17 protein-coding genes are annotated in these 17,693 nt (G+C 52.2%); 4 read left to right on the top strand and 13 right to left on the bottom strand.

Going from position 1 to position 17,693, the window contains the following annotated elements; translation table 11 throughout:
• Positions 1–82: 82 nt before the first annotated feature.
• The 9 genes from L1X57_RS11620 to L1X57_RS11580 form a co-directional block, all read right to left on the bottom strand.
• Positions 83–1,429 (bottom strand): ATP-binding protein, encoded by a 1,347-nt coding sequence (locus L1X57_RS11620; RefSeq protein WP_009721743.1) that lies wholly within the window; start codon positions 1,427–1,429, stop codon positions 83–85.
• Complete coding sequence (locus L1X57_RS11615; RefSeq protein ID WP_009721742.1) at positions 1,426–2,127, bottom strand: response regulator; 702 nt, start codon at positions 2,125–2,127, stop codon at positions 1,426–1,428. The genes L1X57_RS11620 and L1X57_RS11615 overlap by 4 nt, the downstream gene beginning before the upstream one ends.
• Positions 2,128–2,281: 154 nt before the next feature.
• Positions 2,282–2,704 carry a DUF6691 family protein gene (locus tag L1X57_RS11610; RefSeq protein WP_009721741.1) on the bottom strand — a complete coding sequence of 141 codons (423 nt, stop codon included), beginning with the start codon at positions 2,702–2,704 and terminating at the stop codon, positions 2,282–2,284.
• A 10-nt stretch (positions 2,705–2,714) separates the two neighbouring features.
• Positions 2,715–3,176 carry a YeeE/YedE family protein gene (locus tag L1X57_RS11605; protein WP_009721740.1) on the bottom strand — a complete coding sequence of 154 codons (462 nt, stop codon included), beginning with the start codon at positions 3,174–3,176 and terminating at the stop codon, positions 2,715–2,717.
• Positions 3,177–3,194: 18 nt separating this feature from the next.
• A complete protein-coding gene (locus tag L1X57_RS11600; RefSeq protein ID WP_009721739.1) occupies positions 3,195–3,386 on the bottom strand; it encodes a YgaP family membrane protein in 192 nt (63 codons plus the stop codon).
• Positions 3,387–3,413: 27 nt separating this feature from the next.
• A complete protein-coding gene (locus L1X57_RS11595; RefSeq protein WP_009721738.1) occupies positions 3,414–4,280 on the bottom strand; it encodes an MBL fold metallo-hydrolase in 867 nt (288 codons plus the stop codon).
• 360 nt (positions 4,281–4,640) lie between these two features.
• Entirely contained in the window at positions 4,641–5,861 is a 1,221-nt protein-coding gene (locus L1X57_RS11590; RefSeq protein ID WP_009721737.1) for a glycosyl transferase, read from the bottom strand.
• Entirely contained in the window at positions 5,858–6,817 is a 960-nt protein-coding gene (locus L1X57_RS11585) for an HAD-IIB family hydrolase (protein ID WP_009721736.1), read from the bottom strand. The genes L1X57_RS11590 and L1X57_RS11585 overlap by 4 nt, the downstream gene beginning before the upstream one ends.
• A 348-nt stretch (positions 6,818–7,165) precedes the next feature.
• Entirely contained in the window at positions 7,166–8,179 is a 1,014-nt protein-coding gene (locus L1X57_RS11580; RefSeq protein ID WP_009721735.1) for an OmpA family protein, read from the bottom strand.
• 205 nt (positions 8,180–8,384) lie between these two features.
• Here L1X57_RS11580 and L1X57_RS11575 point away from each other — a divergent pair, with 205 nt between their 5' ends.
• Genes L1X57_RS11575 through L1X57_RS11565 form a run of 3 tightly spaced genes read left to right on the top strand, consistent with a single transcriptional unit; the run spans position 8,385 to position 10,535 of the window.
• Entirely contained in the window at positions 8,385–9,095 is a 711-nt protein-coding gene (locus L1X57_RS11575; protein ID WP_009721733.1) for a hypothetical protein, read from the top strand.
• Positions 9,096–9,099: 4 nt separating this feature from the next.
• Positions 9,100–9,693, top strand: coding sequence for a FlgO family outer membrane protein (locus L1X57_RS11570; protein ID WP_009721732.1), 594 nt, complete (start codon positions 9,100–9,102; stop codon positions 9,691–9,693).
• Positions 9,694–9,734: 41 nt separating this feature from the next.
• Complete coding sequence (locus tag L1X57_RS11565) at positions 9,735–10,535, top strand: glycosyltransferase family 32 protein (protein WP_009721731.1); 801 nt, start codon at positions 9,735–9,737, stop codon at positions 10,533–10,535.
• 151 nt (positions 10,536–10,686) lie between these two features.
• On the opposite strand, the gene glyA is transcribed toward L1X57_RS11565, so the two are convergent.
• The 4 genes from glyA to L1X57_RS11545 form a co-directional block, all read right to left on the bottom strand.
• Entirely contained in the window at positions 10,687–11,952 is a 1,266-nt protein-coding gene (gene glyA, locus L1X57_RS11560) for a serine hydroxymethyltransferase (protein ID WP_009721730.1), read from the bottom strand.
• Positions 11,953–12,108: 156 nt separating this feature from the next.
• Positions 12,109–13,500, bottom strand: a complete 1,392-nt coding sequence (locus L1X57_RS11555; protein WP_009721729.1) for a hypothetical protein — start codon at positions 13,498–13,500, stop codon at positions 12,109–12,111.
• A gap of 51 nt (positions 13,501–13,551) precedes the next feature.
• Positions 13,552–16,116 carry an ABC transporter permease gene (locus L1X57_RS11550; RefSeq protein WP_009721728.1) on the bottom strand — a complete coding sequence of 855 codons (2,565 nt, stop codon included), beginning with the start codon at positions 16,114–16,116 and terminating at the stop codon, positions 13,552–13,554.
• Positions 16,109–16,942, bottom strand: a complete 834-nt coding sequence (locus tag L1X57_RS11545; RefSeq protein ID WP_009721727.1) for an ABC transporter ATP-binding protein — start codon at positions 16,940–16,942, stop codon at positions 16,109–16,111. The genes L1X57_RS11550 and L1X57_RS11545 overlap by 8 nt, the downstream gene beginning before the upstream one ends.
• Between L1X57_RS11545 and L1X57_RS11540 the strand changes: the two genes are divergently transcribed.
• Positions 16,941–17,612 (top strand): arylesterase, encoded by a 672-nt coding sequence (locus tag L1X57_RS11540; RefSeq protein ID WP_009721726.1) that lies wholly within the window; start codon positions 16,941–16,943, stop codon positions 17,610–17,612. The two genes, L1X57_RS11545 and L1X57_RS11540, sit on opposite strands and share 2 nt — an antisense overlap.
• Positions 17,613–17,693 lie beyond the last annotated feature (81 nt).

The raw sequence follows: 17,693 nt of genomic DNA, 5'->3' as shown, positions 1-17,693 counted from the left end.
TTATTTACTTGCTTATTCGTTATTTCTTACCTGCCCGTTACTTACTAGTCGTTGCCCACTTACTGCACTGACGCAGAGAGAGCTATCGAATAGCCTCTGCTATATACCCTTGTTTTTTGCCTGCTGTTGGAATGGTTAAGTGGGCGCTAAACCCACCGGTCTCAACATTTTCAAAACTCACCCAGCCATCAAACCGCTCAACAATCGCCGCCACAATCGCTAAGCCCAAACCACTGCCTTGCTGCTTGCTCACGCGCCAAAAACGTTGGGTTAATTGTTTCAATGTAGCGTCGTCGACACCGCCCCCCTGGTCATGCACAGTGAACGTTACGTGATGCTGGTCAGGGGTATACCGGACGGTTAACACTACAGGCAGCTCGCTTGCCCCATGGTGCAGCGCGTTATCCAGTAAGTTACGCAGTGCGGTTATTGCCAGCTCTCTAGGCATGGCAACGCACACATGGGGTAATTGAGTGGGAAGCTGACACTGCCCTGCGATTGCCACGCTGTCGGCAATCGCGACTTCAACAATCTCATCTACCTGGCTTGGCTCGCCGTCATCAAAGCGCATGCGCCCTTCAACTCTTGCTAACGTCAGCAACTGATCTAGCGTATGCGCCAGACGTACCACCCCCGCTTCTGCGTAGCTGAGCGCTTCTTTAGCCGTTTCACCGTCGGTTCGCTGCGCTACTTGAAGATGGGTTTTAATCGCGGTTAAGGGGGTGCGCAGTTCATGAGCGGCATCGTTGGTGAAACGCTGCTCTCGGACGATGGTCTGTTGAATTCTCACCAGCAAGCCATTGAGTGTATCAATCAACGGTTTGATCTCTTTCGGCACACCATAAGTAGACACGGGCGCCAGCGCTTCCGGATGACGACTGGCCAGCGATTCGCGCAGCCGTGACAGCGGGGCCAAACCACGCCAGACAACCACCCAGAGCGCAATCAAACTCCCCGCTAACGCCACCACAAACGGCACGACGGCTACGCGAAACACATCGCTAAGCAACATGTCCCGCTCATCCATCCGGTCAGCGGTGGTAATGACGAGATCTCCCCGCTCATAGGTGAATACGCGCCAAGTGGTATCGCCTTCTTGTCGGTAAGCGTGACCACGCTCACCCGGAGCCAGTATGGTTTCCATGTTGGCATGGGTGCGGGCGATGATATCGCCACGCGGGGAGTGAACCTGACATGCCAATCCCTCAATGGGCGGGATGGATAAGGCGCGAGCCTGACTCTGCTCCCAGACATCTTCAGGCAGTTGAAGCACGAGCCCGGCGACCATGCGTGCCGACTGAGCAAGACGCTGATCCAGTGTTTCTACAAACTTTTTCTCTAAATCACTGAGCAACCAAGCGGCGGCAATGCCCCAAAGCAACGCCAACGTCACTCCCAAGGTGAGCAATAGGCGGGCACGTAAGCTCATTGCTGCCCCTTATGAGGCGTGCCGGGGATATGAACAGCCTCTGGTTTACCTAACCGATAGCCCAACCCACGAACCGTCTCAATGACGCCACTGCCTAGCTTTCTACGTAGATGGTGGATATGCACGTTCAGCGCATTACTCTCTACATCATCACTCAAGCCATAAAGGCTATCTTTTAGCTGGTCGGCAGAGAGCACACTGCGCGGCGAATGCAAAAAAGCCTCCAAGAGCACTAACTCTCGGCGCGACAGCGTCACCAACTGGTCAGAGACTTTCACTTCACGCGCATTGGGATCCAACGTTAGCGCCCCGTGCATCGTCATACCCTGGCTACGGCCAGACACTCGCCGAAGCAGCGCATGAAGACGGGCGACTAACTCATCAAGATCGAAGGGTTTCACCAGGTAATCATCGGCCCCGCACTGCAAGCCATCAACACGGTCTCGTACCGCATCGCGTGCCGTCAGCATTAACACCGGGGTAGAGATACCTTGGTCACGCCACGACTGCAGCAACTGCAAGCCATCACCATCGGGAAGACCGCGATCGAGTATCACAACGTCACTCGCCACTGACTGCAGGGTTTGTCGCGCAGCTTGAATCGTAGAAACATGATCGACGACAAAGTCGTACACCATTAAGCCGGAACGTATTCCTGATGCGACAAGCGGATCATCTTCAATGAGCAAGACATGCATGGCGGTTTTCCTTTTATTACTACTAGCATGGCAAATTCACATTAACCCAGCATTAAGCTAGCGGTCTGTGCCATAAACCTATTTATAAAAACCAGTTACAAAAAAGCCCTTGTCTGAAGAGACAAGGGCGATAGCGGTTGTTTATACATTAGCGCTACTGGCTGATACGTTTTGCGATAAACCAGCCTGCCACCATCGCGGCCAATAACGCTAATAGAGGCAGCGAGAGCCCACCGATGGAGGCGATGGCAGGGCCAGGGCAATAACCAGAAAGGCCCCACCCAATGCCAAACAGCGCTGCGCCACCCAGCAACTTGCCGTCTAACGCTTGCTTAGTCGGGAGCTGAAAATTAGGGCTAAACAGCGGCTCGCCACGGGCAAATACCAATCGGTAGCCCACAAACGTTGTGCCTACCGCACTGCCTAGCACAAACATCAGCGTCGGGTCCCAAGCGCCAGCCACATCTAAAAAGCCAAGTACACGAGCAGGATCCGTCATGCCAGAAATAGCTAGCCCAAGCCCGAATAGTAAACCAGCGATATAGCCAGCAGCGGTTTTTACTGTTGCACTATTCATATCATGCGCCTCATACACCACCTCCGATCATATGCCGCGTCACATAGACCGTGGCGACCGCTACAATGAGAAACACGCCGGTGGCGGCCATCGAGCGAAGTGATAAGCGTGCTAAACCACAGACACCATGACCACTGGTACAGCCGCTGCCGAGCCCAGTCCCTAACCCGACTAACAGGCCTGCTAACAACATCAGCGGCACACCGCCAGCTGGCGCACCGATCACCGCACCGGGAACATCAGCAACGTTGCCCAACCCGCCTCCCATTGCCATGACCAGTAACGGGCCACTCACCAGCCCGAACAAAAAGGCTAAACGCCACGCGCTGTCGCCTTTAGGTCTCTGGGTTATTAAGTTTCCAATAATGCCGCTAATGCCAGCGATGCGCCCCAAGGCTCCCATCAACCACACAGCGGATAAGCCTATAAACACACCACCAACGAGCCCTTGCAGGCTTGCCATCCAGTCCACGGGTGTCTCCTTACTGTATTAATGCTTGCTTTTGCAGGTTGAGATGCCCAGCAGAGGATACAACGGGCAAAAGTTAAACAGCCCAGTGGCAAGTGGTAAAACGCCGATCCACCCCCATGCACCAATGGTGCCGGTAAGCGCCAGTACAATCAGAATCAGGCCAACAACGATTCGCGCCACTTTGTCGATACCGCCGACGTTTGCTTTCATTTTCTGCTCCTCAATCATCAGAATTATTTAAAAACGGTTGATAGGGACTTTCAGATACACAACGCCATTGTCGTCGGCAGGCGGCATTTCGCCCGCGCGCATGTTGACCTGTACGGAGGGAATAATGAGCTTAGGCATGCCGAGCGTGGCATCACGCTCCGTGCGCATTTTCACGAACTCATCTTCTGAAATGCCTTCATGTACATGAACGTTTGCCTCACGCTGCTCTGCAACACTGGTTTCATGCTGATAAACGTCTCGGCCTGGCGCTTTATAGTCATGACATAAAAACAGCCGCGTTTGCGTCGGCAACGCCAGTACCTTTTGGATGGAGCGATACAGCGTACGTGCATCACCACCGGGGAAATCACAGCGCGCGGTGCCGTAATCCGGCATAAACAGTGTGTCTCCAACGAAGGCCGCGTCGCCTATCACATAAGTAAGGCAGGCAGGCGTATGGCCTGGCGTATGAAGCACGCGCCCCTGAAGACTGCCAATGGTGAACGTATCGCTTTCGCTAAACAGAGCATCAAATTGGCTGCCGTCCCGAGCAAACTCGGTGCCTGCATTAAATGCTTTACCAAAAATTTCCTGCACGTCGACAATATGGGCGCCAATCCCCGTTTTTCCACCTAGCGTTTGGTGCAAATAGGGAGCTGCAGAGAGGTGATCAGCATGCACATGGGTTTCTAAAATCCATGCCACTTCAAGGCGGTTATCGCGAATAAATTCAATAATTTGATCGGCGGAACGTACATCAGTACGCCCTGCTGCGTAGTCGAAATCCAGCACCGAATCTAGAATAGCGCAGGCGTTACTATCTGGATCCTGCACCACGTAACTAAAGGTGTTGGTCGGTTCATCAAAGAAGTGAGTAACAATCGGGCGTTGCATTCTATGCCTCCAGCTAATGGCAAGTAGTGATGCTGCTATGCACACATCATAGACCATATATGGTTATATGTTTATACTTATTTGGAATTTAAAGCCGTTTCTTGAGCATGATCAAGATTACCCGTTGGCAAACAGCCGCTGAGACAAACCGGAGAGATCAAGTAGGGGGCTTACTGAAAAAAAAGCACCCCGCTGTCTGCGAGGTGCTGAGATTACGCAATGGCGTTAACAGCTAAGTGGGATTCAAAAACCTTTTTAAATTTAAAATCCCTATAGACCTAAAGCCCTTTAAACTTAAAGTTCTATAAACTTAAAGTTCTATAAACTTTAGGATTTATAGAAATTAACAGGCACGTGGTGTTAAACCTTACCTTGGTTATCAAGCTCTACCGCTTCATGCATGCGGGCTAGCACGTCAGGCATCGCCGCTTGCACGCGGTTCCAGCTAGGAATAAATGGACGCTCGCGGGGGTTGTCTAAAAACAGATTGCCGGCTTCCAGCAAATTGCTGGCAAATAACTCCACTGCCTGCTCTTCACAATGGCGATCTAAACTTAGCCCGTTCATCGTCGCGTCGTGATCGTAGGCTTCGATGAGGTCTAAGGCTAAACGGTAGTAGGTCGCTTTGAGCGTCCGGAAATCCTCGCTGCTAAAGCTAACGCCTTGGGTAGCCAGCTTACGATACAACGCTTTTGCAATATCCAGACTCATTCGGTTCAAGCCACTGGTAGCATCCTCTTCACTAACGGGCTGATGCTTGTGGTCATAGGCGTCGGCAATATCTACCTGACATAGCTGACGGTGGGAATAGTTACGCTGCAACTCGGACAGCACGCCGATTTCCAATCCCCAGTCAGCGGGAATTCGGATGCCCTCAAGTACATCGCTGCGCATGGCAAACTCACCGGATAAGGGGTAACGGAAGCTGTCTAGATAATCCAGATAAGGTGACGGGCCACAGACGGTTTTCAAAGCACGCAGCAACGGCGTCACCATCAACCTAGAGACGCGCCCATTGAGCTTTCCTTCAGCGATACGCGGGTAATATCCTTTACAAAAACTGTAATTGAAGCGGGGATTCGCGACGGGATACATAAGGCGTGCCAGAAGGCCCCGGTCGTAGGTAAGAATATCGCAATCGTGAAGACCAACAGTGGTGGAACGACCGGAACTAAGCACATAGCCAGCGCAATACCATACGTTTCTTCCTTTACCTGGCTCTAATGCCCCCAAACCGTGACTTTCTAGCTCTTGGTCGATGGTGCGTAAACGGGGGCCGTCATTCCATAGAATTCGTGTGTGCTGAGGCAAGCGCGAAAAGAATTCCCGTGCATATAAAAATTGATCACGGTCTGCCCTATCCAAACCAACGACAATTTCATTGAGATAAGGCACTTTCACCAGCTCATCAACAATCGCCGACAGCGCAGGTCCTTCCAGTTCAGAAAAAAGCGAGGGTAAAATTAGCCCCATTGGGCGACGTTTGGCAAACTGACAAAGCTCCTGCTCAAGGGCCTCAACCGGTCGACGCGTTAAGTTGTGAAAATCAGTAATCACACCATTTTGATGAAAATCACTCATACGCTAGCCTCCCGTGGCTTGTAAACTGATGCAGCGGCTTCATTTGCTGGCGTCATTTTTAGACGCCCGTCATCTCGCCCCCACCAGTGGGCTACCCCCTCAGCCCAGCCAGTTGGCCCAGTTGCATTCGTTCGATATAGCGAGCTGTTTTGCGGCTCAACGTTAAGTGCGTGACAACCTCGAATAACCACGGCTTGATCGACGGCTTCCAGCATCGTGATATCGTTTGGGCCATCGCCCAGGCCCAATGAAAGCGGCTGGCTGCCTCGTAATGCAGTAAATCGTTTAATTAGCCACTCTACGGCCCCCCCTTTATCAGACAAGCGCCCAATCACATGCCAAAAACGGCCCCCTTGTGTAAGTTCAAGGCCATCGCCTTCAAGCGCAATGCGGAACGTTTCAAGTGCGGCTGCATTATCTTCCCAAATAAGCGGCTCACTCCCCTCCCGCTGCCGCGCTGCTTTGGCACGGGTTTCATCAAGCCCAGTTAACGCCATTACCTGTTGAAGACTTAAGTCGCCCATTCGAGTAAACCGAATCCCCAGACGCTTACGCCAAACATTTAATCGCGCTCTAATGAAACCACTATCAACACCGGTGTGTTTTATAACGACGCCATCTCGGCCATTACCAGGGCGATCTAAACGCGCATGGCACCAACCTGGCGGTAGACCAATAACGGCACCATTCTCAGCAATAAAGGGGGTCGCTGTTAGCCCAAGGGATTCCCGCAGGGGGATGAGCTCAGCGCGGGTTTTACTGGTGACCGGAATAACCGGAACCCCTAGCTGTTTAAGGCGAGCAAGCCAGGGCTTGGCAGGTGAGAAATCATAGTTATGATGATCTAACAGTGAACCGTCTAAGTCGGTGACTACCAAACGCGGTTGAAGCGCTGGATCCAAGTCGCTTGGTGACTGAGCATCGCTGGGCAACGCAGTACGCTTGTGTTCGGTCATAGCACCACCCTTTTGCAATCTTAAAAGTCGTTACGCACTTCCACTTTTAGATAAGCAACCAAGCAGTTTGTATGCCAATACAATTTTATTCTTAATAATCAAAAATTTAACTCATAAAAAGTAGCCGCTTTCTTATGAGCCCCAAAACAACGCAGCTTCGGCGCACCAAAATGGCGCGCAAATAAATGGAAAAAAATTCGACAAGGCCTTGGCAAAAGCTCATAAATAGCTATACTCAAATTGTACCCACTGACAACCTTGTACACCCCTCACCTGATGTCAGTGGGCTGCAGTGAGCCAAGCCCTTTAACACCCGCCTCCCCCGGCGGGTTTTTTTTGATCAATGCGTTAGTCCACGTGAATAACGACCTCAACGCGACGGTTTCGCGCTCGCCCTTCGGCAGTGAGGTTATCTTCTAGTGGCTGAGTTGCTGCTAATCCAACGGCTCGCAAGCGCTCAGGGGAGACGCCTGCGGCTTCCAGTGCTTCAACGATGGCAATCGCACGCGCACTGGAAAGCGCCCAGTTGGACGAAAACTCTGGGGTATTGATAGATTGGCTATCAGAGTGCCCCTCCACCCATACTTCCCCCTCAAAGCGCTGTATGGTGTCCATCAGCGACCCTACGAGCGATGAGCCACCTTCTGTTAACTGGGCATCGGCAGAGGGAAATAGCAACCGATCCTGCACACGCAAACTGATCCCTTCGGCAACCCGGGAAACTTCAACGCCTTCCAAGTTGGGTAGATATGTCGATGCTTCCACACGCTCAGTCAATCTCTCATCAAGCGCTAATGCGCTGTTGATCGCCACATCAGACACTTCTTGTACATTGACAGGAGGACGGTCAGTGAGCACTACCATGTAATCCGCCAACGGAGAGGCCGATTGACGCTCATCGGTGGGCAGTAGTAACTGCGGAAGCATAATCTCAACAGCCGATGGCTCCTTATCTGTTGGTGTTTCTTCAATGCGCGCCAATAATGGCGGCACACCCACGACAGCAGAGCGAACCTTAGGTAACCCTGCTACGCCTAGCGCAGCGCTAATCGCGAACGGACTGAGCGTATCACTACTGGGAAATACACTTGGTACCGGGCGCTGCTGGCGATGCTCTGCTAGCGCATCCGGCAGTGGTATTTCTCTAGCAGGCGACGACTCATAGCCGTACTCTTCGGCGGCTTCCTGCTGAAACCATGATGGGTTTGTCACATCAGCCGCAGCAATAATGATAACGAACAGGGCTACCAGCAGTGTCATGACGTCGATATAGCTAATCATCCAACCGCTATTACTTTCATCTTCTGTATAGGCGGTTAGCAATGAATCGTGACGCGGACCAGCGCGGTGGTCTTCAAGCATGGGGGTTTTCACTCATTCAAGTTTTTAACCTCGTGGCCGATCTAGGGTAAGCATGGCAAACTAGTCTATCAAAAGCCGTTTCGTAGCGAGAAGGAACTATCAGGTGCGCACCCGACCTATGTCATCAAGAACTGTTTCATTTTCGACAGAGTCATCAAGAACCATGTCATTACCGACCATGTCATCATCGACAATGCCATCATCCATGGTTCAACTATTGCGCCCTGCCTGTATTGGACTGGCGAGCCTGATGCTAAGCGGCTGCTTCTATGCCAACACATCGCAAGCCCCCATTGCCACTACTTACCCATATAGTGAGCAGCAACGTATGCAAGCGGCTCAACACTGGGAAGTGCTAGCCCAGCACGAAGCCGCTGGTATTCTTCGCAGTGAACGGGTTCGCTTTAGGGATTTACATATTCCAGCGCAAGAGCATGCATCAGTTAGCGCCTACTACGGTGGCGAGTTTGAGCGCGGTTTTCGTACGCTATTAACAAGCGAGCTGGTGTCGCGAGGGGGAAGCGTGATGACACAACCCAACACTGGCGGTGCCATTGTTCAAGTAGACGTGGAAGTCGTTGAACATCGCGATCGCGGCTATATACGCCCACCGTTTGGTGCTTACACCGCCCTCGCAGGCGGGGTTACCGTGGCTAGCATGGCTCTCGGTAACTGGAGCGAACCTGCGCTAGCATTAATTCCCGCTGCGATGGCGGCAGATACGACCAGCGGCAGCTGGACATATGAGGGCAAAGAGGAGGTTATCATCACTACCCAGATCGTTGATAATGACCGTATTCTCTATTCCTCTTCTAATATTTATTACATTAATGCTGGTGACCGACGTCACTACGCACCGCATCGTGTTCCTCAAGCGCCTGCAACCCCAACTGTTTCTATCACCGATACTTGGTAATTACATGCTTCCACTCTCTTCCACCCTGTTCCAGCTGCGCGGGTTAGCCGTTAGCGCTCGCTTGGTTGTCGCTGCGTTGTTTATGCTGCTTTTAGCGGGCTGCACCGCACTTGGCAATAACAATAGCATGCGAAATGCCGAGCCTCAGCCAGACCTTTCTGAGCTAGCTCACGAAGCCGCAGCGCAAATGGTCGCCAGTAACCCGGATCTTACACGCCATAGCCCGATGATTGCGGCTACTTTTGTGAGTATTGATAATTTAAGCCAATCGTCTACATTCGGCCGTATCAGCTCTGAAATTATGGCGTCCGCCCTCGCAAGGCAAGGCATGCAGGTGCGCGAAGTCAAAATGCGTGACAGCATGTTTATCGAAGAAACCGTTGGCGAATTAATTTTATCTCGCCAAGTACAACGTCTTAGCGCCCAGCACAATGCACGCTCCATACTGATGGGTACCTATGCACAAGGCCAGGACTATCTCTATGTTAGCGCACGGGTAGTACGCGCGGGTGATGCGATGGTGCTTGGCAGCGCTGACTTTAAACTCCCGCTGGATAATAACACCCGAAGCTTATTGGAAGGCCAAGGCGGCTGGTAGTCGATTCACCCCTTGCCGCTACACGAACGAGAAGGATGAACATGTCCACCCGCACAAGCAAACCACTTATCGTGGCCACTAGTCGCTTGATAAAGCTATGCGCAAACGTTACCAAGCTGCTTAGCTATATTTTTCATACTGTGCTGCCGAACAAGCGCTTCACACTGCCAGACCATGCCGCGCCCTGGCTGACGCCTAAAGATGATTCGGCTATTCCGCGCATTATTTGGCAGACTAACTTCACCAACAAGGTAACCCTTCCGGTTTACCTGAATTACTTGTTTAATCGGCTGATGGCTCCCCGTTTCGAATATCGCTTCATGATTACCGAAGCGCGGAGTGATTTCATTAAAGAAAACTTCGATGATGCCCTATTCTCCAATTATTCAAAGCTACAAATTGGCGCGGCGCAGGCTGATTTTTGGCGCCTAATGGTGCTTTACAAGTACGGCGGTGTTTACCTCGATATTGATGCACATGCCATCTGGCCACTTTCCCGCGTTGTTCCTGGCGATATTGACGAACTCTACGTCACGACACGCAAAGGTGAACTGAGCAATTATTTCATCGCCAGTAAACCAGGCAATCCCAACTTACGTAGACTGATTGATCAAGTGCAGCAAAACATTGAAGAGAACACTCTCACCAACGTGTTCGAGCTAACAGGTCCTGGCGTATTTATTCAGTTATTAGACCAACACGTGGTACCCACGGTGTCTTACCGCCACGCCTGTAACCAAGGCAACTTTACTAACGAGCACTTCCAGTACATTGATAAAAAAGCGGGCAAATGGACTAGGGAGCAGAAAAAAGTCAGCATCATTCGTCAAGAAGAGCCTTGATTTTAAGCTCGGCTTTCACGCCAATAAAAAAAGCGCTAACCGTAAAGGTTAGCGCTTTTTATTTATCGTTTTAGTTTTATTTCTTTTTGCCTTGCCATGCCGCTACTATTCGATATCACAAACCTACACGGCATAGCAAAGCGGGCACGTGTTACTTGTAAACCGGGAAGCGGCCACACACCTGCGCCACTTTATCGAGCACTTGAGCCTCGATTGAGCTGGTGTCATCGCCCTTAGCAAGCACATCTAAGATGTCACAAATCCAACCGGCCAGTTGGCTGCATTCGTCTTCACCGAAACCACGGGTAGTAACGGCAGGCGTACCAATGCGCAAACCAGAGGTCACGAACGGGCTTTGCGGATCATTAGGCACCGCATTTTTGTTCACGGTAATATGAGCGCGGCCCAGGGCGGCGTCAGCATCTTTACCGGTCACACCCTGCTTGATCAAAGACAGTAGGAACAGGTGATCTTCGGTACCACCAGAAACGATATCGTAACCACGGTCGATAAATACCTTGGCCATCGCTTGGGCGTTTTTCACCACCTGCTGCTGGTAAGTTTTAAACTCAGGTGCCATGGCTTCTTTGAAGCAGATCGCCTTAGCAGCGATAACATGCATCAACGGGCCGCCCTGGCCACCAGGGAAGACGGCTGACTGCAGCTTTTTCTCGATATCCGCATCGTTTTCAGCAGAAAGAATAACGCCGCTGCGTGGGCCACGCAGGGTTTTGTGAGTGGTTGATGTCACTACGTGTGCATGGGGCAGCGGGCTTGGGTAAACGCCTGCAGCAACCAAACCAGATACATGCGCCATATCAACCAGCAAGTAGGCACCTACTTCATCAGCGATCTCACGGAACTTAGCCCAATCGACAATTTGCGAGTAAGCAGAGAAGCCAGCAATGATCATTTTGGGCTTGTGCTCGCGAGCTAGCTCGGCCACCTGATCGTAATCAATAAAGCCCTGCTCGTTCAGCCCATACTGGATAGCATTGTAGTGCTTGCCAGAGAAGTTGGGCTTAGCTCCATGGGTCAGGTGGCCGCCAGCATCCAGGCTCATCCCCAAAATGGTGTCGCCCGGTTTTACCAGCGCTTGGAAAACCGCGCTATTGGCCTGGGAACCAGAATGAGGCTGAACATTCACGTAGGTTGCGCCGAACAGCTGCTTGGCATAGTCGATCGCAAGATTTTCAGCGATATCGACAAATTCACAGCCGCCATAGTAGCGCTTACCTGGATAGCCTTCGGCGTATTTATTGGTCAGCTGGCTGCCTTGCGCTTCCAATACGCGGGGGCTGGCGTAGTTTTCAGAAGCAATCAATTCAATATGAGCTTCTTGGCGTGCAACTTCTTTCTGCATCGCGTCAAAAAGCACATCATCGAATCCGGCAATTGTCATATCGCGGCTGAACATCGGCGGGAACCTCGTTACGAAAGGATCATCATGGAGAAACTAGGGCGCTATCATAACGCAGCCTGACGCGACTTTCATCGCATCCGCGTCAGGTCGTGCATGAGCGTATTTCATGTTGTAGCCATTAGCGAAAAGCTGACTAACTGGTCAACCACGCTACTTTAGCTCAAAGGTGAACGTAAACCGCTCGGTGTGCCCCATCGGATTCATCATGAATTGGTTAAAAGTAAACGGATTGGGCAATGCCACATTGACTGTTAAGGCTTGGGAATGACCAGCCATAATGTCGACTAACCCTGTCATTAGTTTGGTGATTTGTGAGCCTAACAGCGGCTCAAGCTCTCGGGCCTGCCCCAAGGCCTTAGAGATTGCTTGCGCTTCGGTGATACTCTCATTTGCCGCGATCTCGGTAGTTAATCGCGGCAGCAACCCTTCATCGGTATAGGCCACTACCACGTCACCACCATGCAACATTGCCGATTCAAACAGCGCAGGGTTTTGCATTGCCTGCTCAATGGAAACGCTTTTTGGCAAAGTGATCGGTACATCAAGGCTGTATTCAATTCCCGCAGCATCACTCAAGCGCAAGTAGCCATCAGAAATCAATCGGTCGGTTTCCCCCTCTTCATCCCAGCGTGAGTGGCTGCGCCCTTCGGCTAGTAACTGACCACTCCCCCCTGTGAGTAGCTTGTTGAAGGTTTCGAACTCTTGTCGCTGCTCGAGTGGCAGTAAAGGCAGCAGCCCTCCAATATCAAAAAATGCGCCTTCGAAGCCTGCATCGCCCACATAGGAATTGCCTTCTACCCAGGCGCTATCCAACACTACGCTCCAACCTTCTCCAGATAGGTTAACGCCGCTCAACTCAGCGTGTTCAACACTCTCCTCCCCTGGTGTGTCGACCCCGGTTAGCTGCTCAACGCGCAAATTAGCAAGCGAAAAAACCACGCTAATACCACTCTCCAGGTCATTAAAATCAGCACTGACTCCCTGCATATCGAACAAGCCAATGGCGCTACTGCTGGCCTCTTCAAGCGTGAGCGTCTCAATGTGCAGGTGCCCCTCAAGCGGGGGAGAATCTAGCTCACTAAAAAATTCATCAGCCGCCTCACCTTGTAGATTTAGCGTGATGTCGCGAGCGTTCATCGCCTTCCATACAAAGTCAGGAGCGCTCATTTCTTCAATCGACGGCACCGCTTGCGCAGCGTTGGGTAGTTCAATGGAGACAATACTGAAAAAAGGCTGTGGGCTGTCTGCCTCGCTAACGGCCATACCATCAATCATTACACTGTCTGGACGATGATAATCGCCTTCAACGAGGTAGCGTTCGATAGTAAACACGTCGCCATTGGCATAAGTGATAGCAATGTCTTCAGCAATGATAGTTTCAGACTGCTCATACACTTGGGCGACCGTGAATGCGCTCGCTTCATTGCCCAGCCGCTCGCGAAGATCTGCTTCAAACTGCTGGGGTGAAGCGCTCACCGCACCGGAAAGAAGCAGCAACGAAAACCCAGCGGTAAGCTGGCGATGACCTAGAGACACCGGCATGTCATGACCTCCTTGTGAGAAGCGCTAAGCATAGCACTTGGAAAGGTGCTGTTAAGCTTCACCGAGCAACCCCAAGCTGGCCGCAGGCGCTTGACGCCGCAGGCTGTAAGAAAGGGCATGTCCGATAATGCCAATCAGCAGCGCTCCCCCCAAGGGCAGAACAAGCCATAACCCCACATGCAGGCGCGGTGTTAAATCAAGCCAGTAGAGGTAAAGTGCGGCAGTGGCAAACTCTGCAAGGGCAGCACCCATTAAGCCACTAGCGAAACCGAGCAGCGCGTATTCAGCTCCTTGCACCCTTGAAATCATTCGGTTACCTGCACCAAATACACGCAGCAAGCCACTCTCATGGGCTCGTACCGGTCGGCTAGCAGTCAGTGCTGCATAAAGCACGCTAACCCCTGCCATCAGAACCAGGATAAGCACCAGTTCTACCGCTCGAGTGACCTGGGTAAGCACCTCGCGCACTTGGCCTAAAATGGCATCCACGTTAAGCAGTGATACGCCTGGGAAATCACTGACTAGCTGCCGGATTAAGCCCTGCTCTTCTTCTGGCAAATGAAACGCAGTGATAAAGCTATGCCCAAACGCTTCAAGTACTCCTGGTGGGAAAATGACGAAGAAATTCGGGTTAAAGCTATCCCAGTTAAGACTACGCAGGCTCTCAATGCGGGTCGTTATCGTATCGCCGCCTACGGAAAACGTTAGCTCGTCGCCTAACCCAAGACCAAGGCGCTCCGCTAAGCCATCTTCCACTGAGATGGGCACAACGTTAGACGCCGCCTGAGGCGTGGCCTCCACTTCGCTCATCCATCCCTGGGGCTCACTAGGTTGTGAAAACCACTCTCCGGCGACGATCTGATTACCTTCGGGCAACTCTGATTGCCAGGTAAGATTCAGTTCGCGGCGCAGCGAGTTATCTCCTCGTGCGTCGGGCGGGACAGTGTCTATCGGCGGCTGGCCATTGATAGCGCTGATTCTCCCACGCACCATCGGGTACAGCGTGCTTTGGGTCTCCACCCGTGGAGCAACCGCGTCTTCGAAGGCATCTCGCTCACTGGGCTGAATATTGATAGCAAAGTAGTTAGGGGTATTCTCCGGCAACTGATCTTGCCAGGTGGACAACAAATCACCTCGCACCAGTACGATCATCGCCATCGCAAAAAACGTGACCGAAAACGCTAGCAGTTGCCCGAGCCCTGCCTGCTTTCGGCGGGCCAGTTGCCTTCCGCCCAGCCGAAACGCTTGGCCCCATTCACTTCCACCGGAAAGCCGTTGAACAGCTTTCAACAGACCGTTTAGCAACAGCGTGCTGGCCATCCATAAAAGCCCTAACAGGGCCGCGCCACCGATGAGCAGCGCCAGTGCAAGCGAAAAACTGCCTGAGTAAAGCCACAACAGGCCACCAAACACTAGACTCGCCACTCCCACCACTAACCAAGCAGACGGCGGTAGTGGGTCAAGCTCACGACGTAACACTTTCAGCGCACTGACACGTTTAATGCGTAACAACGTGGGGCCAGCAAAACCAACCAGTACCGCAAGCGCAGTAAAAATGCCCAGCCAAAGCGGCATAATGCCGGGGGGTGGTAAAGTCATAGGCAGAAAACTTGTTAACAGCCACAACAGCACAGCCTGACCAATAAGCCCTAACAGCGCGCCTATGATAGAGGCCATTAGCGCTAGTCCCATTAGTTGCAGGGTGAAAATAGTCACCAGCTGATATTGACTAGCGCCGAAGCAGCGCAGTAACGCAGCGGTATCCAGATGGCGTTCAACGTAACGGCGAGTAGACATAGCTACCGCTACGCCCGCTAATAATACGGCTGCTAATCCGGCAAGCCCCAGGTAACTCTCAGCACGTTGAAGCGCGTTGCCCAACTGAGGGCGGTCAACACGTACATCACGTACATCTACCCCTTCACGCCTTAGCTCGGCCAGCAAGCCTTGCACTTGCTCCAGTGCTGCGGGAGGCCCCGCGGCAAGCAGTTCAAATTCGAGTCGCGACCCCAACTGCACAAGCCCTGTTGCCTCTAAGTCGGCGGTATTGAGCATTAAACGTGGGTTAAAATTACCAAAGCCGGCAGACTGATCCGCCTCACGCTCGATAATCCCACTAATCAGAAGTTCAGTTTGACCTACCTGAACACGGTCGCCTAACGCAATGTCAATCAGTTGCGCTAAACGCGGGTCTGCCCAGGCTTCTCCTGGTGGTGGACCTGATGCAATCAGTTCAACCCCGTCACCACGATCCACATGGGAAACGCCATAGTGAGGATACACATCATCAACCGCTTTCAAGCTAGCCGGTTGAAAACGCTCGCCACGACTAATCATCGACACTAGATCAACCTGATCACTCAGCGTAAAACCCGCTTGCTCTAACGTCGTGCGTAGCTCCTCAGAGAACGGCTCGCGCTGTTCGAGGACTAAATCACCTCCCAGCATTTGACTTGCCTGGCGCTCCAAACCACGCTCCAGGCGGTCTAAAAAAAAGGCGATCATGGTAGAGGCGGCAACGGCCAATACCAGCGCTACAAACAGCGCGCGAACATCAGCCGCGCGTAGATCACGCTTCAAGCTGCGTGCAGCAAGCCGCCAGTTTACATCACTCATCGCCACCCCCGTTTACAGCAGCGGTTGGTTCGAACGGCATTAACTGCCCGTTAGCCAGGCGTAAACATCGGTCGCAGCGGCGTGCAAGTGCGTGGTCGTGGGTCACTAAAATTAGCGTCGTGCCTGCTTCACGGTTCAGCGTGAAGAGCAAGTCAATAATCTGTGCCCCCGTATCAGGGTCAAGGTTACCGGTTGGTTCGTCAGCAAATACTAGCTCAGGGTCGGTAACGAATGCGCGTGCAATGGCAACGCGCTGCTGCTCACCTCCCGAAAGCTGCTTAGGCAGATGTTCTGTGCGCTCACCAAGCCCGACTCGCTCAAGCCATTGAGCCGCGGCCTGAGTTTCTCCTGCTCGGGGGGACAGCTCTAACGGCAATAGCACATTTTCCAATGCACTTAACGTCGGTAGCAGCTGAAAGTTTTGAAATACAAAACCGACTCTTCCAGCCCGCAACGCAGCACGCCCATCTTCATCCATTTGGCTCAGCGGCTGGCCAAATAGCGTGAGTTCACCATCACTGGGCGTATCCAACCCTGCCAGCAACCCTAGCAGCGTCGACTTACCAGCACCGCTTTTACCAAGAATGGCAACACTTTCTCCCGCTGCCACGCTAAGCGAAAGGTCGTGTAAGATAGTTAGCGAACGTTCACCGCTTCTCACCTTTTTTGAAAGTTTTTCAGCATGAAGTACTGGCTGGTGAGCTTGCTTGTGAGGAACCTTGCTGGCAGTGATGGTGTCGGTGGTGGGCTGATGCAAAGAGGCATCATCGGTTGGCAAATTAGCTGTTGGGTCCAAATTGGCTTGTGGATCAGAGGAGTAAGACATGAAGCATGGCATCCCTGTAGCGTGGCAAAGACTGAACCGCATGGTAACCGGAGGGTTGCTGGCACTGATAGTCATCTTTAGCGCGCCGGCACTCAACGCCGACCAACGCCCAACACTTTTAGTCATGGGCGATAGCCTTAGTGCCGCCTATGGTATAGAGCAAGAACGGGGCTGGGTCACGTTATTGGCTGAACGGCTAGAAGGTGAAGCCCAGGTTATAAATGCCAGTATCAGCGGTGAAACGACGTCCGGCGGTGCACAACGATTGGCTAACATCATCGGACAGCGACAGCCTGATATCGTTCTGTTAGAGCTCGGTGGCAACGATGGATTACGTGGCCTTCCGCCTACTCAAATGCGTTCCAATCTAGCTAACATGATTGAACAAAGCCAACAGGCTGGTGCTGACGTACTGCTTCTCGGCATTGATATTCCGCCCAACTATGGCCAAGCCTACCGTGATGCCTTCACAGGCGTTTTCCATTCGTTAGCTGATGAGTATGACGTGTCTCTCGTCCCTTTCTTGTTGGAAGACGTAGCACTTAACGGACAACTAATGCAGGACGATGGCATTCACCCCACCGCCGAGGCTCAGCCAATTATTTTAGACAACGTCTGGCCAGCACTGGAACCACTGCTCGACAGCGTGTTTCAAGCATCCGCCAAATGAGGTGACGACAGTCCTCCCTCCGCGTTTAAAGCTAGTACTTTCTAATGAGAAGATATTACTGAGGAGATAGTGCACTTCAAC

This window comes from Halomonas sp. TD01 (genome assembly GCF_923868895.1).
GTDB lineage: Bacteria > Pseudomonadota > Gammaproteobacteria > Pseudomonadales > Halomonadaceae > Vreelandella.
Note: the sequence above shows the minus strand (reverse complement) of the source record. Positions and strands in the feature narration are given on the sequence as shown.

Bases quoted from the DNA above. Each gene is read 5' to 3' on its own strand.
- L1X57_RS11575 (WP_009721733.1), top strand. From the start codon at position 8,385: ATGGTTCAACTATTGCGCCCTGCCTGTATTGGACTGGCGAGCCTGATG.
- L1X57_RS11565 (WP_009721731.1), top strand. From the start codon at position 9,735: ATGTCCACCCGCACAAGCAAACCACTTATCGTGGCCACTAGTCGCTTG.
- L1X57_RS11610 (WP_009721741.1), bottom strand. From the start codon at position 2,704: ATGAATAGTGCAACAGTAAAAACCGCTGCTGGCTATATCGCTGGTTTA.
- L1X57_RS11555 (WP_009721729.1), bottom strand. From the start codon at position 13,500: ATGCCGGTGTCTCTAGGTCATCGCCAGCTTACCGCTGGGTTTTCGTTG.
- L1X57_RS11545 (WP_009721727.1), bottom strand. From the start codon at position 16,942: ATGTCTTACTCCTCTGATCCACAAGCCAATTTGGACCCAACAGCTAAT.
- glyA (WP_009721730.1), bottom strand. From the start codon at position 11,952: ATGTTCAGCCGCGATATGACAATTGCCGGATTCGATGATGTGCTTTTT.
- L1X57_RS11550 (WP_009721728.1), bottom strand. From the start codon at position 16,116: ATGAGTGATGTAAACTGGCGGCTTGCTGCACGCAGCTTGAAGCGTGAT.
- L1X57_RS11540 (WP_009721726.1), top strand. From the start codon at position 16,941: ATGAAGCATGGCATCCCTGTAGCGTGGCAAAGACTGAACCGCATGGTA.
- L1X57_RS11595 (WP_009721738.1), bottom strand. From the start codon at position 4,280: ATGCAACGCCCGATTGTTACTCACTTCTTTGATGAACCGACCAACACC.
- L1X57_RS11590 (WP_009721737.1), bottom strand. From the start codon at position 5,861: ATGAGTGATTTTCATCAAAATGGTGTGATTACTGATTTTCACAACTTA.
- L1X57_RS11570 (WP_009721732.1), top strand. From the start codon at position 9,100: ATGCTTCCACTCTCTTCCACCCTGTTCCAGCTGCGCGGGTTAGCCGTT.
- L1X57_RS11615 (WP_009721742.1), bottom strand. From the start codon at position 2,127: ATGCATGTCTTGCTCATTGAAGATGATCCGCTTGTCGCATCAGGAATA.
- L1X57_RS11585 (WP_009721736.1), bottom strand. From the start codon at position 6,817: ATGACCGAACACAAGCGTACTGCGTTGCCCAGCGATGCTCAGTCACCA.
- L1X57_RS11580 (WP_009721735.1), bottom strand. From the start codon at position 8,179: ATGCTTGAAGACCACCGCGCTGGTCCGCGTCACGATTCATTGCTAACC.
- L1X57_RS11620 (WP_009721743.1), bottom strand. From the start codon at position 1,429: ATGAGCTTACGTGCCCGCCTATTGCTCACCTTGGGAGTGACGTTGGCG.
- L1X57_RS11600 (WP_009721739.1), bottom strand. From the start codon at position 3,386: ATGAAAGCAAACGTCGGCGGTATCGACAAAGTGGCGCGAATCGTTGTT.